This window comes from Chitinophaga dinghuensis, from assembly GCF_003259435.1.
Classification (GTDB): Bacteria; Bacteroidota; Bacteroidia; order Chitinophagales; family Chitinophagaceae; genus Chitinophaga; species Chitinophaga dinghuensis.
The window spans coordinates 383,827-402,875 of sequence record NZ_QLMA01000006.1 but is presented as its reverse complement, the minus strand read 5'-3'; the positions used below and the strand labels follow the sequence as shown (position 1 = coordinate 402,875).

At 45.9% G+C, this 19,049-nt stretch carries 13 protein-coding genes; 7 read left to right on the top strand and 6 right to left on the bottom strand.

Annotated elements, in window-relative coordinates:
* Positions 1-9: 9 nt before the first annotated feature.
* The 6 genes from CLV59_RS19290 to CLV59_RS19270 all read right to left on the bottom strand — a co-directional run bounded on the left by CLV59_RS19290 (position 10) and on the right by CLV59_RS19270 (position 9,775).
* On the bottom strand, positions 10-1,632 hold the full coding sequence (locus CLV59_RS19290; RefSeq protein WP_111593711.1) for a hypothetical protein: 1,623 nt from the start codon (positions 1,630-1,632) through the stop codon (positions 10-12).
* Between the two features lie 165 nt (positions 1,633-1,797).
* Entirely contained in the window at positions 1,798-3,765 is a 1,968-nt protein-coding gene (locus CLV59_RS19285; RefSeq protein WP_111593710.1) for a heavy metal translocating P-type ATPase, read from the bottom strand.
* 33 nt (positions 3,766-3,798) lie between these two features.
* Positions 3,799-4,968 carry an efflux RND transporter periplasmic adaptor subunit gene (locus CLV59_RS19280; RefSeq protein WP_111593709.1) on the bottom strand — a complete coding sequence of 390 codons (1,170 nt, stop codon included), beginning with the start codon at positions 4,966-4,968 and terminating at the stop codon, positions 3,799-3,801.
* A gap of 11 nt (positions 4,969-4,979) precedes the next feature.
* On the bottom strand, positions 4,980-6,221 hold the full coding sequence (locus CLV59_RS29230) for a TolC family protein (RefSeq protein ID WP_245950900.1): 1,242 nt from the start codon (positions 6,219-6,221) through the stop codon (positions 4,980-4,982).
* Positions 6,218-9,358: an efflux RND transporter permease subunit gene (locus CLV59_RS19275; RefSeq protein ID WP_245950899.1), complete on the bottom strand. Its 3,141-nt coding sequence runs from the start codon at positions 9,356-9,358 to the stop codon at positions 6,218-6,220. Before CLV59_RS19275 ends, CLV59_RS29230 begins: the two co-directional genes overlap by 4 nt.
* 93 nt (positions 9,359-9,451) lie before the next feature.
* Positions 9,452-9,775, bottom strand: a complete 324-nt coding sequence (locus tag CLV59_RS19270; RefSeq protein WP_111593708.1) for a DUF6660 family protein — start codon at positions 9,773-9,775, stop codon at positions 9,452-9,454.
* A 90-nt stretch (positions 9,776-9,865) separates the two neighbouring features.
* On the opposite strand from CLV59_RS19270, the gene CLV59_RS19265 reads away from it, so the two are divergent.
* The 7 genes from CLV59_RS19265 to CLV59_RS19235 all read left to right on the top strand — a co-directional run bounded on the left by CLV59_RS19265 (position 9,866) and on the right by CLV59_RS19235 (position 18,782).
* Positions 9,866-10,561 (top strand): LytR/AlgR family response regulator transcription factor, encoded by a 696-nt coding sequence (locus tag CLV59_RS19265; protein WP_111593707.1) that lies wholly within the window; start codon positions 9,866-9,868, stop codon positions 10,559-10,561.
* Positions 10,562-10,708: 147 nt separating this feature from the next.
* Positions 10,709-10,963 carry a hypothetical protein gene (locus CLV59_RS28970; RefSeq protein ID WP_170137821.1) on the top strand — a complete coding sequence of 85 codons (255 nt, stop codon included), beginning with the start codon at positions 10,709-10,711 and terminating at the stop codon, positions 10,961-10,963.
* Positions 10,964-11,059: 96 nt separating this feature from the next.
* Positions 11,060-11,248 (top strand): hypothetical protein, encoded by a 189-nt coding sequence (locus CLV59_RS19255; protein ID WP_111593705.1) that lies wholly within the window; start codon positions 11,060-11,062, stop codon positions 11,246-11,248.
* A gap of 76 nt (positions 11,249-11,324) precedes the next feature.
* Positions 11,325-13,523 (top strand): ATP-binding protein, encoded by a 2,199-nt coding sequence (locus tag CLV59_RS19250; RefSeq protein WP_111593704.1) that lies wholly within the window; start codon positions 11,325-11,327, stop codon positions 13,521-13,523.
* A gap of 120 nt (positions 13,524-13,643) precedes the next feature.
* The gene (locus CLV59_RS19245) at positions 13,644-17,015 is read left to right on the top strand and encodes a glycosyltransferase (RefSeq protein WP_111593703.1); all 3,372 of its coding nucleotides are present in this window, start codon (positions 13,644-13,646) and stop codon (positions 17,013-17,015) included.
* Between the two features lie 123 nt (positions 17,016-17,138).
* Entirely contained in the window at positions 17,139-17,351 is a 213-nt protein-coding gene (locus CLV59_RS19240) for a hypothetical protein (RefSeq protein ID WP_211323976.1), read from the top strand.
* Positions 17,352-17,786: 435 nt separating this feature from the next.
* The gene (locus CLV59_RS19235; RefSeq protein ID WP_170137820.1) at positions 17,787-18,782 is read left to right on the top strand and encodes a phosphotransferase enzyme family protein; all 996 of its coding nucleotides are present in this window, start codon (positions 17,787-17,789) and stop codon (positions 18,780-18,782) included.
* Positions 18,783-19,049: the final 267 nt, after the last annotated feature.

Genomic DNA, 19,049 nt, shown 5'->3' with positions numbered 1-19,049 from the left:
AAAAATAGCTTAGAACTGTATCCAGGCAATGGCTGCCTTCTTATTAGTACCTATCCTGGATAGCATAACGGTGGCGTATACACGGGATCTTTCATTATAATCCGATGCACCCAGCATACAGGCATAGCGCTTGGAAACCTCTGGCTGACCAAACAGATACATTCTTTCAATCTTTTTATTGTAATAACGATAACAAACAAAGTTGGCGTCGTCTGCAAACTTCAGCGGCTTCTTCGTTTTGTCGCCCCCACCTGTATCCAGATACTGGAGATAATCATTAAAAAGCACAAAGGTAAGATCAGGGAAGTTGACGAAGTCGTACGACACATAAGTACTCAGATTCAAAGCCGCAATCTTATTCCGGAAACTCCACTCACTTTTACTTCTCCGATGTTGGAAAAAAGGCTGGCAGGTGCCGGTAATCACCTGGTATTTACCCAGAGACCAGGTAGCGTCTTCCTTCCCAAGCGTATCCAGCTCCGCAACGCCCGCATCGCCCATATTGGTATGCAGGTTCATGATTTGATTGTTACCTTGTTTGAAGTAACTCAGATTCTCCAACATGAGAGTACTGCTGCCATCATTATTCATGATCCAGTTCTGAGGAATCCCATTGTAATTGTCTTTGTAGTTCAGGTTCATTTCCACATTCCGACTAAGCTCCGGATAACTAAGGACAGGATGTTTACGGAGTTTTCCGTCTTCCGTAAAAATATTCATCAATGTGCCACTGTTACTGCTTCCCCGCTCTGAAGGCACATGCAATAGCAAGCGTATCTCCTTAAATGCCGGCACTACTTTTACCAAGCCACTTACCTGGTTATAGTTAAAAGAATATGGGATAACATTATGTGCGAATGCAGTGGAATCGCGGCAGAGCATACTGAAAACCACCTTTGACTGTGCATTCCCACTTTTCCGCTTACCATTGAATCCCGTGGTAGCCATGTAGACTTTACGCTCCCCATCTACCGCCATATGGATATAGCTGAAGTAGCTGAAAGTAGCATCCTGCATATAGAAATAACCCGTGTTGATCAACTGATGTTCCGGTGAGAAATGATATACAAAAATCCGGCGCTGCTCATTTTCTCCGGGCTGGATCTCCGTTCCGGAAAAAAGTGCCACTGCATAATAATCACTACGCTGATCCTTTTCAACATAGCAATCATGAGAGGCTTCATTATTCTGGGCAAACATGGTTCTGTTTCGTACAGAAGGCAGCTCTCCCAGTTTATCTTCCTTCAATAACTTCCCGGTGTTTTCATCCAGTACCAACCGAAACACTTCCGGAATATCCTTTACCAGTTGCTGGAGAAATATCACCGGCTGCCCGTTGATCTGATAGATGGCGTCAATTTCTGTATTCTCCAAATCACTACTGTTCCATAATTGGGAATGTACGGTGTCCATGCTCGTCTGCACCCGCTTGCGGTCATACATCCTTACCTCCAAACCCGTCGTTCGTGAAAAGTGCAGATAACAGGTATTCCCATTCTTCAGTTGTAGCAGTTTATCCCAGCCATCCCCCGGCTGTTCAAACTCATTGCTCAATGCTACTGTAGGATTCTGACCATTAACGGCCAAAGTATAACATAGGATTAGGGCCAGCAAGCTGCTGATATATTTCATCTTCTTATAGATTATTATTTTCAAATATATAAAAAATAACAACCTGATTAATTTTTCTCGCAATGGGGCTGAGAAATGAAACACAAAGGCGCAAAGACGGCAGGGAAGACAATCCGGTTCCCTTACGTCTTTGCGCCTTCTTTGCGCATTTGCGTGTTGACTTAACTACTCGAACTTCTTACGTTGAATACGTACGGCATTCAAAATAGCAATCAATGCCACTCCTACATCGGCGAAAACAGCTTCCCACATGGTAGCCAGCCCTCCAGCGCCCAGTAACAGTACAATCCCTTTCACCACAAATGCGAGGGTAATATTCTGCCAAACGATCTGCTTCGTTGCCTTCCCGATCCTCACGGCCATGGGTATACGAGATGGCTGGTCGTTCTGAATAACGATATCTGCTGTTTCAATAGCAGCATCACTTCCCAGGCCGCCCATCGCAATCCCCGCATCACTGAGGGCTATCACCGGCGCATCATTTACGCCATCTCCAACAAAAGCAACACTGCCCTTCTCCGCCTTAATGGTTTTCACCTTATTGACTTTATCTTCCGGCAGCAAATCCCCATAAGCTTCCTTCAATCCCAACTTTTCTGCTACATATTTCACGACGCTGCTTTTATCTCCCGATAGCATCACCGTATTGATCTGCATAGCGGAGAGCGCACTCACAGCGGCCTTTGCATCTTCTTTAATTTCATCTGCAATGGTAATCAGTCCGGCATAGCGGCCATCTACCGCTATAGCAACTACTGTGAGTGGAATATCCGCAGCGGCTGTATCAAAAGGAATGCTGAACTTTTCCAGTAACCGGAAATTACCTACCAGCAAGTCTTTCCCCTGTACCCTTCCACGTAAGCCATGACCTGCAATCTCTTCTGCGTCTGTCACTTCCAGAGGTAATGCCTTTTCGCCGAGGTATTCCCGGATAGCCGTAGCTACAGGATGGGTAGATTTTCCTTCCAGCGCATTTACCATCGGCAGCAATTCTTCGGCATTAAATCCATTTTGCAGTATAACCTCTTGCACAGCAAATACGCCACGGGTAAGCGTTCCCGTCTTGTCCATCACTACGTTCTTAACACTGGCCATCACATCCAGGTAATTGCTTCCCTTAAACAGAATACCATTTCTACTGGCGGCCCCAATACCTCCAAAATAACCCAGCGGTATGGAAATAACCAGTGCGCAAGGACAGGAAATAACCAGGAATATCAAGGCTCTGTATAACCATTCATTAAAGTTATAATGCTCCACAAAGAAATAAGGCACCAAACAAATGGCCACCGCCAGGAATACCATGGCTGGCGTATAGATACGGGCAAACTTACGAATGAACAATTCTGTAGGCGCTTTCTGTGCAGTGGCATCCTGTACCAGTTCCAGAATACGTGACAATTTACTATCCGCATATGGCGTAGTTACCTCCACATCCACGACTCTGTTCAGATTAATCATTCCTGCCAGCACCGCGTCTCCCTTTACCATTGTATCAGGCTTACTTTCACCTGTTAATGCGGCAGTATTAAACGATCCCTTGTCGGACACCAACTTTCCATCCAGGGCTAGTTTCTCTCCCGGCTTCAGCTGAATAATAGCGCCCGGCATCACCTCAGCTGCCTGCTGACGCTCCAGCACACCATTTTTCATGATACTTACCTCGTCCGGACGCTGATCCAGCAATCCTTTGATGTTTGACTTGGCCCGACTCACAGCGGCATCCTGGAATACTTCTCCGATGGCATAGAACAACATTACTGCTACCCCTTCCGGATACTCGCCGATATAGAAAGCGCCCACCGTTGCAATAGTCATCAACAGAAACTCACTGAAAACATCCCCCTTAATTAAAGTACGCCAGGCATTGGTAATAACAGGTAATGCTACTGGCAAATAGGCTACCAGATAGAATCCCAGCCGGAAATAACCAGTAAACTCCTCCCAGATACTATCCAGCACAATACCTGTGAGCAAAAAGGCCAGACTCACCAGACAGGCAATAAATGCGGGCGTCTTCCACCAAATCGCATCGGAATCGCCATGAGAATGACTTTCATGATCATGTGCATGATCATGCGTCGCTTGCTTTGTAGTAGTCTTACCTTCTGTAGAACAACAATCGTTTGACATATGCAATCGTTTAATACTGCCTTATAAATTTATTTAATGACCTTCATGTTCGCCGCTGTTCTTCATCTTTGCCAGCAGATCGTATGCGCCGCGAACCACCAAATCCTTCTCCGGAGCGCCTGCAGGGAATCCTACTTCTGTATATCCTGCCTCTGTATTACCTTTCTGCACTTCTATCATTTTAAAGGCGATAATACTGTCCTGCACCTGTGTCTTAGCAAAAACATAGTTTTTATTCTCAAAGTTCACTACGGCAGTTTCAGGTAATGCCTTCACCTTAGCGGCTCCTGTTTCAATTGTTGCCTGGAGATATGTTCCTGGCAGCAATTGGGTATCCTCTTCGTTCAGATGACAGTGAACGCGGATAGTACGGTCGTTACTGATCTCGCGGCCAATCAGGTGCACGGTGGCTTTTCTTGGTTTGCTTTCATTCGCCAGCGTAAAGTTCACCAGTTGTCCAATTTTAAGTCGCGGTACATCTTTTTCAAACACCGTCAGCTCTGCATGCAAATGCTCTGTATTCACAATGCGGAACAATACATCCGCTGGCGTCACCGACTGGCCCAGATTCACATTCACCTGTGTCACATATCCGCTGATAGGCGCATAAATGTTGATGGTTCGCTGGATCTCATTTTTTGCCAGCGCATTCATATTTATATTGAGTACGGCCAGTTTTTCCTTCAACGCTTTTTCCTTCACGGTGAGCGACTGCCACGCGGCTTTCGTTTGTTGCAAAGTTTTCAGCGCATTTACATTTTCTTTCGCCAGTTCCTGCTGACGCTGATATTCAGCGGTAGCGTATTCAAGTTGACTTTTAGCTTCCAGGTAATCTTGCTGTAACTGAATATAATCAAGATTTTCCAAAACGGCGATCACTTGTCCTTTCTTCACCGGCATCCCTTGCAGGAGCGTGGTTTGACGGATAAATCCTCCCATGGGCACCGACACGCTGACCTGCTGCTGCGGTGGCACATCCAGCAAGCCGTTCACTTTGATCGCACTGCTGATTTCTTTCCATTCAGGGCTTCCCAGGGTAATCCCGGCTGTACGATACTGCGTAGACGAAACTTCTACCTGATCCGGCGATTCATCATGATCCGCATGAGATTCGCCAGCAGTTTCTTTTTTGCTGCCGCAAGACAACATCATAAGCGTAGCGAACAGACTAACGGGGAGGTATATATATTTATTCAGTTTCATAATTTCATTTTTTACTGTTGGTTTCCGGAGAGATACATGATATAGCAAGCGGCTAGTTTATTATCCAGCAAGGATTTCAGATATCCCTGCCGAATGCCCAGCACTTGCTCCAGGTTCAGAAAATGTTCTGCATATCCAATCTCGCCGGCATTGTAGGCCAGTTGAGATTGTTTCAGAATCAGTGCTGCGTTTGGAAGTGCGGTATTATGATAATATTCAAGGTTGTCCATTTGCTTTGCATATTGTTGCAAAGCCTGCATGAACTGACTTTTCAGCTGAATAGCTCCATTCTCGAAATTCAGATTCGCGACTTCCTGTTGTTGCTTTTCTGCTTTTACTTTTGCTTTCAGCGGCCTGGCCCAAAGCGGCAATGCCAATCCCACCTGGAATCCCTGAAAACGATTGCTGCCAGTAGCTAACGGGGCGCCGCTGGCATTCACCGGCGTTCCGATGAGCGACTGATTAAAGTAGCCCACAGTGATATCTGGGAGTATCGCTGCCGAATATACCTGTTGTTGCTTTTCTGCTGTAATGACCTGTTGTTGCAGGTAGCGGAGATATGGATGTGCCGAAACAGCAGCTGTATCTGTATAAAGTTGTAAAGAGACGTCAGACAATCCTCCTTCCTTTGCTTCTGGGAGCAGGGTGCTGTCGGCCACTCCCAGCAAGGCTTTCAAACGGGAGGTATATATCCTGTTGTCTGCCTGGTTCTGACGCAGCAGGTTCATGACTTCCTGTTTACGCGCATCCGCCGCCGTTTTCTCCAGCATTCTGGTTTCGCCCGTACGATAGCGGAGATCGGCGCTTTTTGCAAATGAACCGAAAAGACTGTCCTGTTGCAGTAATAGCTGTCGTTGCTCCTTCAGGAACAATAGCTGCAGCCAGGATTCTTTTACCTGGTACACCAAATCATTGCGGGTTGCTACTTTCAGAAATTTTGCTTCCTCTACCATGGATTCGCCCAGTTTCTTTTTTGCGGCAAAAGTGGTGGGGAAAGGAATGGATTGGGTGATACTGATATTATTATCATTCTTCACATAGCTGTTATACTGGCCATATTGCAACGCAACTTCCGTTTTCCCTATTTCCCCGCTGACTGGTACCATCTGGCGGAAATAGTTCACTTTAGCGTCAGCGGATTTCAATCCTTTATTATGTTCCAATGCCATATCCACGGCCTGCTGCATGGTCCAGGTCTTTTCCTGGGCCATAGCGGCAAATGGAAACAGCAGTATTATTATGATTCGTTTCATGATGCTGCATTTTTACGTTTAGGGAAAAATCCCTGTTCAAAAAATAGATACAGGCAAGGAAGTACCAGTAATGTCAGTAAGGTGGAGGTTACGAGTCCTCCTATCACTACCGTTGCCAGTGGCCGCTGTACTTCCGCTCCCGAGCTGGTGGCCAGCGCCATCGGCAGGAAGCCCAGTGAGGCGACACAGGCAGTCATCAGTACCGGACGTAATCGTATAGCCGTTCCCTTTAGTATGATATCATAGACATCCGTAATTCCTTCTTTGCGGAGATTATTAAATTCTCCTATCAACACAATTCCATTCAGCACAGCCACACCAAACAAGGCGATGAAGCCTACGCCAGCGGATATACTAAATGGCATTCCCCGCAGTAACAAAGCGAACACCCCACCAATAGCCGCCATTGGGATGGCCGTGAAGATGAGCACTGATTGTTTTACCGAACGGAAAGTGAAATAGAGTAATCCGAAGATCAGAAGTAAGGCAACCGGCACCGCGATGGCCAGGCGTTGATTAGCTTCCCGCAGGTTCTCAAATTGTCCGCCATAGCGGATAAAATAACCTGGCGGCAGTTTTACTTTCTTACTGATGGCCTCTTCTATATCCTTTACTACACTGGCGATATCTCTGCCTCTCACATTAAAGCCTACAATAATTCTGCGTTTGGCATCTTCGCGCTGAACCTGGTTAGGGCCCGTTTTCATTTCAATATTGGCCAGTTGCTCCAGTGGTATCTGGTTGCCGTTTGGAGCGGTTACAAAAAGGCGTTTTACATCTTCCAGTTGTTGACGGGATTGATTTTCCAGTCGCAGTACCAGCTCAAATCTTTTTTCGCCTTCGTATACAAGTCCAGCCGATTGCCCTGCGAACGCCGTATTAACGGTTTGATTAATCGTGGCAATATCCAATCCGTACTGGGCTACTTTATTCCGATCGATCTGTACTACAATTTGAGGCAGCCCATTTATTTGTTCCAGGTAGATATCTTTTGCACCAGCGGTTTTGCTGACAATACCGTTTACCTGGGTGGCCAATGAGGCCAGTGTATTAAGGTCTTCTCCAAAAATCTTAATACCAACATCCTGTCTTACGCCAGAAATCAGCTCATTAAAACGGAGTTGGATGGGCTGGGAAAAGCCAAAGCTCACGCCAGGAATTGCTTCCAGTGCTTCCTGCATTTTGTTGGCCAGTTCTTCTCTATTACGGGCGCTGGTCCATTCCTTTTGCGGTTTCAGAAGAATGGTAAGGTCGCAAGCCTCCATGGGCATGGGATCTGTAGGAATTTCTGCCGCCCCGATTTTTCCGATCACCTCTTTTACTTCCGGGAATTGCTTTTGCAGGATATCTGCAGCAAGCGTTACTTTATCAATTGTTTCAGACAAGGAACTTCCGGTGAGCAAACGGGTTTCTACTGCAAAGTCGCCTTCCTCCAATGTTGGGAGGAATTCTCCGCCCATGCGGGTAAATAACAGTAACGCCAGTACGAAAAGTCCAACCGCTCCGCCAACTACCCAGTAACGGGCCCTGATGGCTATTTTAATTACCGGATCATAGATGCGGTGGAAAAAGCGCATCAGTTTATCGGCGATGGTTTCCTTATTGCGGATAGTGCGGTTCAGGCAGAGTGCCGACATCATTGGCACATAGGTGAGCGAGAGCAGGAAGGCACCCAGGATGGCGAAGGAAACGGTTTGCGCCATTGGCCTGAACATTTTTCCTTCAATGCCTACCAATGCTAAGATTGGCAGATAAACAATCAATATGATGATTTCTCCAAAAGACGCTGCTGCTCTTATTTTGCGGGCACTTTCAAATACTTCGGTATCCATTTCCGCAGGCGTCAGGGTGAGTGATGATCTGCCTTTTAAGCGGCCCGACAAATGATGTAAAGTGGCTTCCACAATGATTACGGCGCCATCTACAATGAGCCCGAAGTCAATAGCCCCCAGACTCATCAGGTTTCCTGAAACCCCGAACAAGTGCATCATTGCAATGGCAAAGAGCATAGATAGCGGAATCACAGAAGCCACAATTAGTCCTGCTCTGAAATTACCAAGGAAGATGACGAGCACGAAAATCACGATCAGTGCGCCTTCTATCAGATTCTTCTTTACGGTTCCAATGGCTCTTCCAACAAAATCACTTCTGTCCAGGAAAGGTTCAATCACTACGCCTTCCGGTAAATTTTGCTGGATTTCGGCGACACGTTTCTTCACTGCCGTTACCACTTCATTGGAGTTCTTTCCTTTCAGCATCATTACAATACCGCCAACTGCCTCTCCTGTGGCATTGCGGGTGAGTGCGCCGTAGCGGATAGCGTCGCCAAGCTGGGCAGTGGCGATATCGCGGACCAGTATCGGCGTACCGTTAGTAGTATTTTTTACGACAATCTTTTCAATATCGGTGAGATTGCCTATCATCCCTTCACTACGGATAAAATAGGCATTTGGTTTCTTGTCGATGTATGCGCCGCCAGTGTTCTGGTTATTGCGCTCAATGGCATTAAATACGTCTGCGATGCTGAGATTATAGGAACGGAGGCGGTCCGGATTGATGGCCACCACATACTGTTTCAGCATACCACCGAAACTATTTACTTCCGCTACGCCGGGCGTTCCCAGGAGCTGACGGCGTACATACCAATCCTGTATGGTACGCAGTTCCCGGGCATCATATTTAGATTCGAACCCTTTTTTAGGGTGTACCACATATTGATAAATTTCTCCCAGGCCACTAGAGATGGGCGACATTTCCGGGTTACCGATGCCGGGAGGAATATTATTTTTCGCTTCTGTGAGCTTTTCATTGACCTGTTGGCGAGCCCAATAGATATCTACATCGTCATGAAAAACGATAGTAACTACGGAGAGTCCAAACCTGGAAATGGAACGCACCTCTTTTAATTCCGGAATGACTGCCATCGTTTGCTCTACCGGGAAGGTAATCAGTCGTTCTACTTCCTGGGCTGCCAGGGAGGGCGATAAAGTAATCACCTGTACCTGGTTATTGGTGATATCCGGTACCGCATCCACAGGCAGGCGGGTTAATGACCATATGCCCCATATGGCCAACGCCAGTGTGAATATGGCAATAGCAAGTTTATTCCTTACGGAAAACAGAATAATTTTATCCATTGATGGATGATGTTATTGGTAATTAGCACGGGTATCCTCGTTGGCTGCAACTAACAGCAACGGGTATACGTTTGAATAAATGGGTAGATAAGATTAACCAATAACAGTCCGGGGAGGCTGCCAGATAGCGGCTGCTGCAGAAGGATGCAGCGAAGTGATCATGTTAGGGAAAATATATTCTTCCAGCGGATGAAAGACGGCTGGGAAGGTGGTAGTAACTGGTACTACATGCACATTACAACAATTGCAAATACAGAGCGGAGAACAAAAATCTGGTTGTGGACTAAGATGATCCGGATTGGAGGATGTCAGTTGTTCTGTTTTGATGAGGTTATTGGCAGCACCTTCTGCATCCGTGCAGGGAATGCACGATAGCACCAGGATATATATGCTGAATATGAAAATAAATAACCTCATCTCTACAAAACTACAAATAACAAATTAAATTCACCTTATAAAAAACTGCATCGTGGTTGCGCAATAGTGTTTTGTTCCTAAATTAGCCGTATGAACTGTTTAATTGTAGATGATAATAAACTGGCCCGCACTGCCATGAAACAGTTGGCCAGCCATGTGGATTTCCTGAAGGTACTGGGCGAATGCAGCAGTGCCATGGAAGCGTATAATATTCTCCAGAAGGAAAAGATAGACCTGTTGCTGCTGGATATAGAAATGCCGGGAATGAGCGGCCTTGAATTAACCCGCAACCTTGGAAAGAATGGTCCTGTTATCATCTTTACTACCGTGAAGAAAGATTATGCGGTGGAAGCATTTGAGCTGAATGTAGCAGATTACCTTATCAAGCCTGTTAGTCCTGCCCGCTTTATCCAGGCGGTAGAAAGAGCCCGGGAAATCTATGACAGTTCCAACCGGGAAATACAGGTATCAGACTTAGAGTTTGTTTTCATCCGCGATAATGGTATACTGAAACGAATTCGCACAGAAGATATTCTGTACCTCGAAGCTATGGGCGATTATGTAAAATTGTTCACTGCCCAGAAATTCCATGCCATACATACGACCCTGAAATCATTGGAAGAGAAATTACCTGCCAATAAATTCATGCGGGTACATCGCTCCTATATAGTAGCCCTCGACAAAATTGAATCTATTGAAGATGGCAGTATTATTATACAGAAAAATGCCATTCCAATCGCAGATGCGTACAAATCCGCTCTCAATAGCAGGCTCAGACTGCTGTAATTACAGGGTTTGATAATGCCACCGACAGTTTTTCCCGATTGACCGACAGCATCCGCCTATTGGGCCATTTACAAAGAAGGCCTGTAAGTAACGGATGTATCTTTAGGATGTAATTAATTATTGATTCACTTCAAATCCGAAACAGTCATGAAAAAATTAGGAATTCTGCTGGCAGCTGCAATGTTGTTTATGAGTGTATCAACCTTCGCTCAAACGCCTACGCCTTCTAAAGCTCCTGCTAAAAAAGAAGCTAAACCGGTTGCGAAAAAAGAAGCAAAATCAGAAGCTAAACCAGCTGCAAAAGAAGCTGAAAAACCAGCAACTGCAAGTAAAACACATAAAGCAACGCACAAAGCACACGCTACAAAAAAGGCAGAGAAGCCAGCAGCAGCAGGTAAATAATATACCATCTAAGAATATCTCAAATATTTAGCCCTACTGCCGATGTAGTATGGGCTGAATATTTGAGTTTTATTATTAACCTCTATCTTTTTGTATATGAAAACTAAACTGCTTTTACTGTTTTCTGCCTGCATCCTGCTCATGTCTGTGTGTACATACGGCTCCTTATTTGAATGGAGCAGCGATTTGCAGCATCATATACTCAAAGCAATCCTGCTTTTACTGGCTGGTTTGATGTTTACCACCGGTGCGGTAGTCAGTTATGCCCGGATAAACAGGCTATAATTATTATATTTGTACATTTATCAATATTTATTGAACCGGCATTCGTATATCCGCGTTTATATGTTTTAAAACTGTCATGCAGCCTAAAAGAATCAAATATTACCTTCTTGGCCTATTCATCCTGGGCATGATTCTCTTTATAGTGCTGCAGTTTAACTCCGCAAAAAATATTCAAAAACTTATTTCCGGTAATGAACAGCTACTACAGGAACTCAATGTAAAAAATGAGTTACAGAAGTTGCAAACAAACATGGCCAAAACAGACAGTAAGGTCCGGGGAACAGTCATCTCCCAGGACACCCTGCATATTACCGGAATTGAGGCCGAAATAGCCGTTATAAAGGCCGATCTGAAAGAGATCAATAAGATTGTACGAAACGACAGTACCGAGAAACTACTCACCCAGCTCAACTACCTGGTAGATGAAAAGAACACCTTCAACGTGCAGGTCCTCGATACCTTCTACAGCAAAGGAAAATGGGCGGCGGAAAGAATGATCAATAACCAGAAAGGAAAACGACTGGGAGAAGCTATCACCAGCATCATCCATCAACTGGATACGACCCGGCAATCAGAAGTAAACAGAACCACTCACCTGATAGATACCAGCGGCCAGAACGCCCTCAGCTGGGGTACGGTACTCGTCGTATTTGCCTGCCTGAGTAGTTTACTGGCTTTTCTTTATATCACCAGCCGCATTCACCGGCAGGAACAACTCATTGATGAACTGGCAGAAGCCCGGCAGAAAGAACAAAAGCTGACCGCCGTAAAAGACCAGTTCCTCGCGAATATGAGCCATGAAATCCGGACCCCTATGAATGCGGTCCTCGGTTTCACCCATCTCCTCAAAGCACAGCCACTCAATAACAAATCCCGGGAATATGTAGGCGCCATCGAAGGCGCTGGCCAGAACCTGTTGGAAATCATCAACGATATTCTGGATATATCCAAGATCGAATCAGGCATGATGCGCATTGAGCCCAGCTCCTTTAGTTTACAAGGCGTTTTGCATGCTGTATATACGCTCTTCCACCCCAAAGCAGAAGAGAAACACCTGGCACTTCATCTCTCCATTGATGATAATGTACCTGATATCCTTTACGGCGATGTAACCCGTCTAACACAAATATTGGTAAATCTCACCAGCAACGCTATTAAATTCACCCATGAAGGCGCTGTAAGTATTCATGTATCCAAGATATGGGCAGAAGACAACGGTGTCAGACTGCTGTTTACTGTAAAAGATACTGGTATCGGCATCGATGCCTCCAAACAACAAAGCATTTTCGACCGGTTTAATCAGGCAGAAGCCTCTACCACCCGTAAATACGGTGGTACCGGATTGGGCCTCACCATTGTAAAACAACTGATCGAACTGCAAAATGGCTTTATCTCCGTGGAAAGCAAACCCGGCGAAGGCGCTACCTTCAAAGTAGAACTGCCTTACTCCCTCGGAGATCTGCTGTCAGAAACCGTAGAAAATAATTACAGCGATCAGCCTGCGCTTACCATCCAACCAGATGTGCGCATCCTCGTAGCTGAAGACAATCGCCTGAACCAAAACCTTCTCCGTCATTTGCTCACCAGCTGGCAACTGGCCTTCAAGATCGTTAACAACGGTATAGAAGCTTTACAAGCCCTGGAAAAAAACAACTTCGATCTCTTATTACTGGACATTCAGATGCCAGGCATGGATGGTTACACCACCGCACAGAAACTGCGTACGGAAATGCATTCCAATATCCCGGTAATAGCCATGACAGCACATGCGCTGGCAGGTGAAAGGGAGAAATGCCTCCAGATGGGCATGAACGAATACATCTCCAAGCCGATTAAAGCGGATGAATTATACCGACTAATACAGGTTTTCACCGGCAAACTGCCTGGTCCAGATACCAGCAGCAGCACCTCCATGAATAATCATGATGCGCATAATCACCTGCTGAATATGCAATACCTGCATGATCTTTCCCAGGGAAATCAAGAGTTTGAGCAAACCATGCTGGAACAGTTCATCGCCCAGCTACCGGAAGATCTGCGCCGCTTAAAGGAAGCCATCGCCGAAAATAATATTCCGGACGTCCGCAGTACCGCCCATAACCTGAAAACCACCATCTCCTTTATTGGTTTGGAATCCCACCTATACCCCATCCTTACCGAACTGGAAGAAACAACCCCTGCCACCTATTCCCAGGAGGAGGCACATGAACACTTCGAATCCTTGAAACGCTTGTCCATGCAGGCTATCAATGAAGCGATTGCCTTCATTCTGTGAAAGAACTGTTAACAAACGATCCCCTTCGCCCACTCACCGACACCATCACCCCAAAGAACGATAATCAGCCCTTCAGCGCCCCACCTCCTACTACCTTTGTATTGATAAATATTCTGAAGTATGAACGACGGCCAACAGATTTTTCAAACCAAGTCACCACTGCGCTGGCGCACCTTTCAATGGACATCCAGACTGCTCCTCATTGCTGTAGCTGCAATGGCCATTATCGTGTGGATCGCCCTCAGGGATAACTACACACCAGGACTTCCAACACTGGAAGAATATAGTCATAACAACTATAAAAAACTCTCCCACCCTGTACTGCCACATAACTTTACCAAGCAGGACACAAGAACCTACAAAGGCTTTGACGATATTATCACAGATAAAAACCGTAAAGCAGGCATGAATGCCGTCATAGATGGCCAACAGATGAAAACCATCCGTGCCGGGTTTTATGTAGACTGGGACCCACAATCCTTCTATTCCCTGCAAAGCAATATCGATAAAATGAATACCGTAGTGCCTGAATGGTTCTTCATCGATCCTAAAACAGACACCTTACGTCCACAAATAGATATGAACGCCCTGCAGCTCATGCAGGACCACCATGTCGCCATTCTCCCCCTGATCAATAACATCAATGTAGACCAGGAAAATGGAGATTTCGACAGCGATATTCTGCACCAGGTACTCACCAATCCTGCTAAAAAAGAAAGACTGATCGCCGATATCATTAAGTACCTGCATCAGTATCACCTCCAGGGTATCAATATCGACTTTGAAGAGCTGAAAGAGAAAAGCGATGAACCGCTCATCAGCTTCCAGCAAGAGTTATACGCAAAACTGCACCAACAGGGATTGCTGGTAACACAAGATGTAACGCCTGGCAATGATGATTACAACCTGAAAGAATTAAACAAGTATAACGACTATATCTTCCTGATGGGATATGACCAGCACTTCACCACCAGTGTAGCCGGTCCCGTTAGTGAAGAAAGATGGATCGAAAAAGTACTCGACCAGACCGCCAATAAAGTGCCAGCCAACAAAATAGTGCTCTGCATTGCCTCTTATGGATATGACTGGCCTGCACATAGTGAAGGTACTACCGTTACCTACCAGGAAGCGCTGGCATTAGCCAACCGCAACCATGCTAAAGTTATTTTTGACGAAGACACCTACAACTGTCACTTTACTTATAAAGATGATGACGGCGTACTGCATCAAGTGCAATTCATGGATGCAGCCGGTAATTTCAATACCCTTCGCTTCGCAGATGAATATGGAACTGCCGGTACTGCCATCTGGAGATTAGGCTCTGAAGATGCCCGTCTGTGGCGCTTCTACTACCGCCGCCTAGACAACCAGTCCCTGAAAGATCAACCTTTCAACTTCAACAACCTTTCAGGTATCCAGGCTGCCACCGCACAACCCGACTACATAGGTGATGGCGAAGTACTGGATGTGGTAAACGATCCACATGATGGCAGCATCAAAGTGACGCCAGACACTGATAATATGGTGGCATCACAAGAGTACGAGACGCTCCCAACAGGTTATGTAATTCGCAAATCCGGTCAGGTAAATAAACAAGTGATTCTGACCTTCGACGACGGCCCTGATGCTACCTACACACCACAGGTACTGGATATCCTGAAACAGGAACATGTTCCAGCCGCCTTCTTTGTAGTGGGTATCAATGCAGAGAATAACCTGACATTGCTGAAGAAAATTTATAACAGCGGTAACGAAATTGGTAACCACACCTTTACCCATCCGAATATTGCCGCTATCAGTCCGGAAAGAGCTAATACAGAAATAAACGCCACCCGCTTGCTGATAGAAGCGGCCACCGGACATAGTACCATCCTGTTTCGTGCGCCCTATAACGCCGATGCAGAACCAACTACGCCCGAAGAACTGAAACCGGTTTCTCTCAGTAAAAAAAATAATTACTACACCATCGGTGAAAGTATTGATCCGGAAGATTGGGAACCAGGCGTTAGCGCAGATACGATTTATCAACGCGTAGTGAGTCAATATGAAGCCAATCCCGACAGAGGGATCATTCTCCTGCATGATGCAGGCGGCGACAGAAGTGCTACAGTAGCGGCGTTACCACGTATCATTCATTACTTTAAATCCAAAGGAATTGGGTTCACCACCGTTGCCAGTTTATTGCATAAAAAACCAACAGATGTAATGCCAGCAGTAAATAGCAGTGTGATTGCGATGAATGGTACTGTTGCCCTGATTATTTTCCGTATCCAACAATTCCTCCAGGCTGCATTCTGGCTGGCGATTATCCTGGGACTGATAAAAATATTGAGTATGCTCATCATGGCTACCATACAATACTTCCGGGAGAAGAAGAATACATTGGTGGCCACCGCGCAACCAGGCGTATCTATCATCGTACCAGCGTATAATGAGTCTGTCAATGCTGTGAATACTATCAAAAGTCTGTTACAGCAACGTTATCCTGAATTTGAAATCATCTTCGTGGATGATGGTTCAAAAGATAATACTTATGAACTGGTGAAAACGGCATTTGACCAGCATCCACAAGTGGAAGTGCTGACCAAACCAAACGGCGGTAAAGCCAGTGCCCTGAACTATGGTATTGGATATGCAAAATATGATTTTGTAGTATGTATTGACGCGGATACACAGTTATACCCAGATGCCATTGAGCAACTGATGCGGAAGTTTATAACGGAAGACACGGGCGCAGTTGCCGGAAACGTTAAAGTAGGGAACGAAACTACCTTACTCGCCAGATGGCAGTCTATTGAATACATTACCGCTCAGAACTTCGACCGTCGTGCATTGGATTTAGTGAACGGGATTACAGTGGTTCCTGGCGCCATTGGTGCATTCCGTAAATCAGCGATACAGGAAGCGGGTGGTTTTACGACAGATACGCTGGCGGAAGACTGTGATCTGACCATCAGGATATTAAGGAAAGGATACATTGTACGCAACTGTACGGCGGCTGTAGCCATGACCGAAGCGCCAGAAACATTGAATCAATTTATGAAACAACGTTTCCGTTGGAGCTATGGTATCATGCAGAGCTGCCGCAAAAACCTGGATGCCTGCTTTAATCCAAAATACAAAGCGCTGGGAATGATCTCTTTGCCAAACATCGTGATATTCCAGGTGATCCTGCCCATTCTGGCCCCACTCGCAGATATCATGTTTGTATGGAGCCTGATCTGGAACCGCCATGATCCTGCAGGTATGCATAAGATATTGTTCTTCTATGTATTCTTCCTGGTGGTGGATCTGCTGGTGGCGATGGTAGCATTTCTCTTTGAAAAAGCACCGCTGAAAAAACTGATCTGGATGATACCTCAGAAACTGGTCTATCGCCAGCTAATGTATGTCATTCTGTTCCGTTCCATCAAAAAGGCAATACGCGGAAACGCCCAAGGATGGGGAGTTCTGAAGAGAACAGGGAATGTACAGGTAGGTATGAACGCCTGATTTTCCCTTTTCAACGACAGTAATAACCCATTCACCGAAACAGAAAGCCATTCGACAGCACCTAGCATTAATTTAGCAATACAAACTCTGAACTAATTTATTAAATCTTAAAAGACAAACATCATGAAAAAAGGCCTGATCGCTGCTGTAGCAGTACTGACTATCTCCGCTTCTGCTTTCGCTCAAGCTCCAGCTGCTAAACCAGCTAAGAAAGAGAAAGCTAAAACTGAAGCTAAAGCTGAAGCAAAACCAGCTGCTGACACTACTAAAAAAGCTGCTAAACCAGCTGCTAAAAAAGCTGAAGCTAAACCAGCTGCTGCTAAAAAAGCTGCTTAATTTCAGCCATACAGCGTTTGAGTTAATAGTCCCGTTACGGTTTCGCCGGAACGGGATTTTTTTTTCTCGCAAAGGGCGCAGAGGGAAGACGCAAAGGCGCGGATTTTTTTGCTCGCAGAGCAGCATAAGCAGCAATGCAGCAAAGGAATGTTGGACGCAAAGATGCGAAGGTTTTGCTCGCAGAGCAGCATAAGCAGCAATGCAGCAAAGAAATGTTGGACGCAAAGGTGCGAAGGTTTTGCTCGCAGAGCAGCATAAGCAGCAACGCAGCAAAGAAATGTTGGACGCAAAGGTGCGAAGGTTTTGCTCGCAGAGCAGCGTAAGCAGCAATGCAGCAAAGAAATGTTGGACGCAAAGATGCGAAGGTTTTTGCTCGCAGAGCAGCGTAAGCAGCAATGCAGCAAAGGAATGTGTTGGAATGATTATATTTATCGGATGAAAACTGTTTTCCCGGCTACATACTCCACGTTGGCGCCTACCGCACTGGCCTCCCTGATTGAGAAAAAATATGACCTTCATAATGTATGCTGTAAACTACTTGTACGTGGCGTTGGCGATACTTATCTATTGGAAATGCCCAACGATAAATTTATCTTGCGGGCATATCGGTCTTCCCACAGAAGTATGCTTCAAATACAGGCGGAAGTAGCGCTGCTGTTGGCTTTACAACAGGCGCAGGTACGTATTTCTTATCCTATTGCAGATACATCCGGCGATTTTATACAGCGGTTGGATGCGGTAGAAGGAGATCGATTTGTGGTTGTCTTCAGTTATGCGCCGGGGCAGGTAGAGCGAATAATGAGTACGGCCCAGTTACGTGCTTTAGGCCTGGAAATGGCCCGATTGCACAATGTAGCTGCAAGGGTGCAACTGAATAATTCCAGGTGGAATTTCGACCTGGAAACCACCTTTTTTAAGCCACTAGAAATGTTGGCGCCTGTTTTTGCATCAGATATGGAGACCTATACCTGGTTACAGGAAAAGGCCATGCAGGCAGCGGAAAGGTTGTCTCCCCAGAATACCGCCGGATTCTCCAGCGGCTATTGCCATTTTGATTTCCTCCCTAAAAATTTCCATTTCGAAAATGACAGCGTTACCCTATTCGATTTTGATTTCATGGGCTACGGCTGGCTAGTAAACGATATTATGACCTTCTGGCAACACCTGCAACTGGACGTTCATTTAGGTAAACGGTTAACGCAGGAGGAAGCGGATGAAGCATTTTCTACATTCCTGAATGCTTATAGGGAAATCCGTCCTGTCAGTGAAGCCGAATTAGCCGCCATCCCCTATCTCAGCCTGGGGTTCTGGCTCTTTTATAAAGGGTTCCACACCACACATGATCAGTTTCACTTCTTCAATGAACCTGCCTACTTTAAACCCATTCTCCTCTATCTCAAAACCCTCATAGATACCCACTGGCAACCATAAACCGCCTCAATTACCATCCAACAAAACACCCATTCTTTGCTGCTTACGCTGCTCTGCGAGCAAAATTATTCGCGCCTTTGCGCTTCCCTCTGCGCCCTCTGCGTGCAACATTCCTTTGCTGCTTACGCTGCTTTGCTGCTCTGCGAGCAAAAACCTTCGCGTCTTTGCGCTTCCCTCTGCGCCCTTTGCGTGCAACACTACTTTGCTGCATTGCTGCTTTGCTGCCCTGCGAGCAAAAACCTTCGCGCCCTTTGCGTGCAACCAAAA

Coding starts and splice junctions, on each gene's coding strand:
- CLV59_RS19240 (WP_211323976.1), top strand. CDS start 17,139: ATGAAAAAAGGCCTGATCGCTGCTGTAGCAGTACTGACTATCTCCGCT.
- CLV59_RS19235 (WP_170137820.1), top strand. CDS start 17,787: ATGAAAACTGTTTTCCCGGCTACATACTCCACGTTGGCGCCTACCGCA.
- CLV59_RS19265 (WP_111593707.1), top strand. CDS start 9,866: ATGAACTGTTTAATTGTAGATGATAATAAACTGGCCCGCACTGCCATG.
- CLV59_RS19280 (WP_111593709.1), bottom strand. CDS start 4,968: ATGAAACTGAATAAATATATATACCTCCCCGTTAGTCTGTTCGCTACG.
- CLV59_RS19270 (WP_111593708.1), bottom strand. CDS start 9,775: ATGAGGTTATTTATTTTCATATTCAGCATATATATCCTGGTGCTATCG.
- CLV59_RS19290 (WP_111593711.1), bottom strand. CDS start 1,632: ATGAAATATATCAGCAGCTTGCTGGCCCTAATCCTATGTTATACTTTG.
- CLV59_RS19285 (WP_111593710.1), bottom strand. CDS start 3,765: ATGTCAAACGATTGTTGTTCTACAGAAGGTAAGACTACTACAAAGCAA.
- CLV59_RS28970 (WP_170137821.1), top strand. CDS start 10,709: ATGAAAAAATTAGGAATTCTGCTGGCAGCTGCAATGTTGTTTATGAGT.
- CLV59_RS29230 (WP_245950900.1), bottom strand. CDS start 6,221: ATGAAACGAATCATAATAATACTGCTGTTTCCATTTGCCGCTATGGCC.
- CLV59_RS19245 (WP_111593703.1), top strand. CDS start 13,644: ATGAACGACGGCCAACAGATTTTTCAAACCAAGTCACCACTGCGCTGG.
- CLV59_RS19250 (WP_111593704.1), top strand. CDS start 11,325: ATGCAGCCTAAAAGAATCAAATATTACCTTCTTGGCCTATTCATCCTG.
- CLV59_RS19275 (WP_245950899.1), bottom strand. CDS start 9,358: ATGGATAAAATTATTCTGTTTTCCGTAAGGAATAAACTTGCTATTGCC.
- CLV59_RS19255 (WP_111593705.1), top strand. CDS start 11,060: ATGAAAACTAAACTGCTTTTACTGTTTTCTGCCTGCATCCTGCTCATG.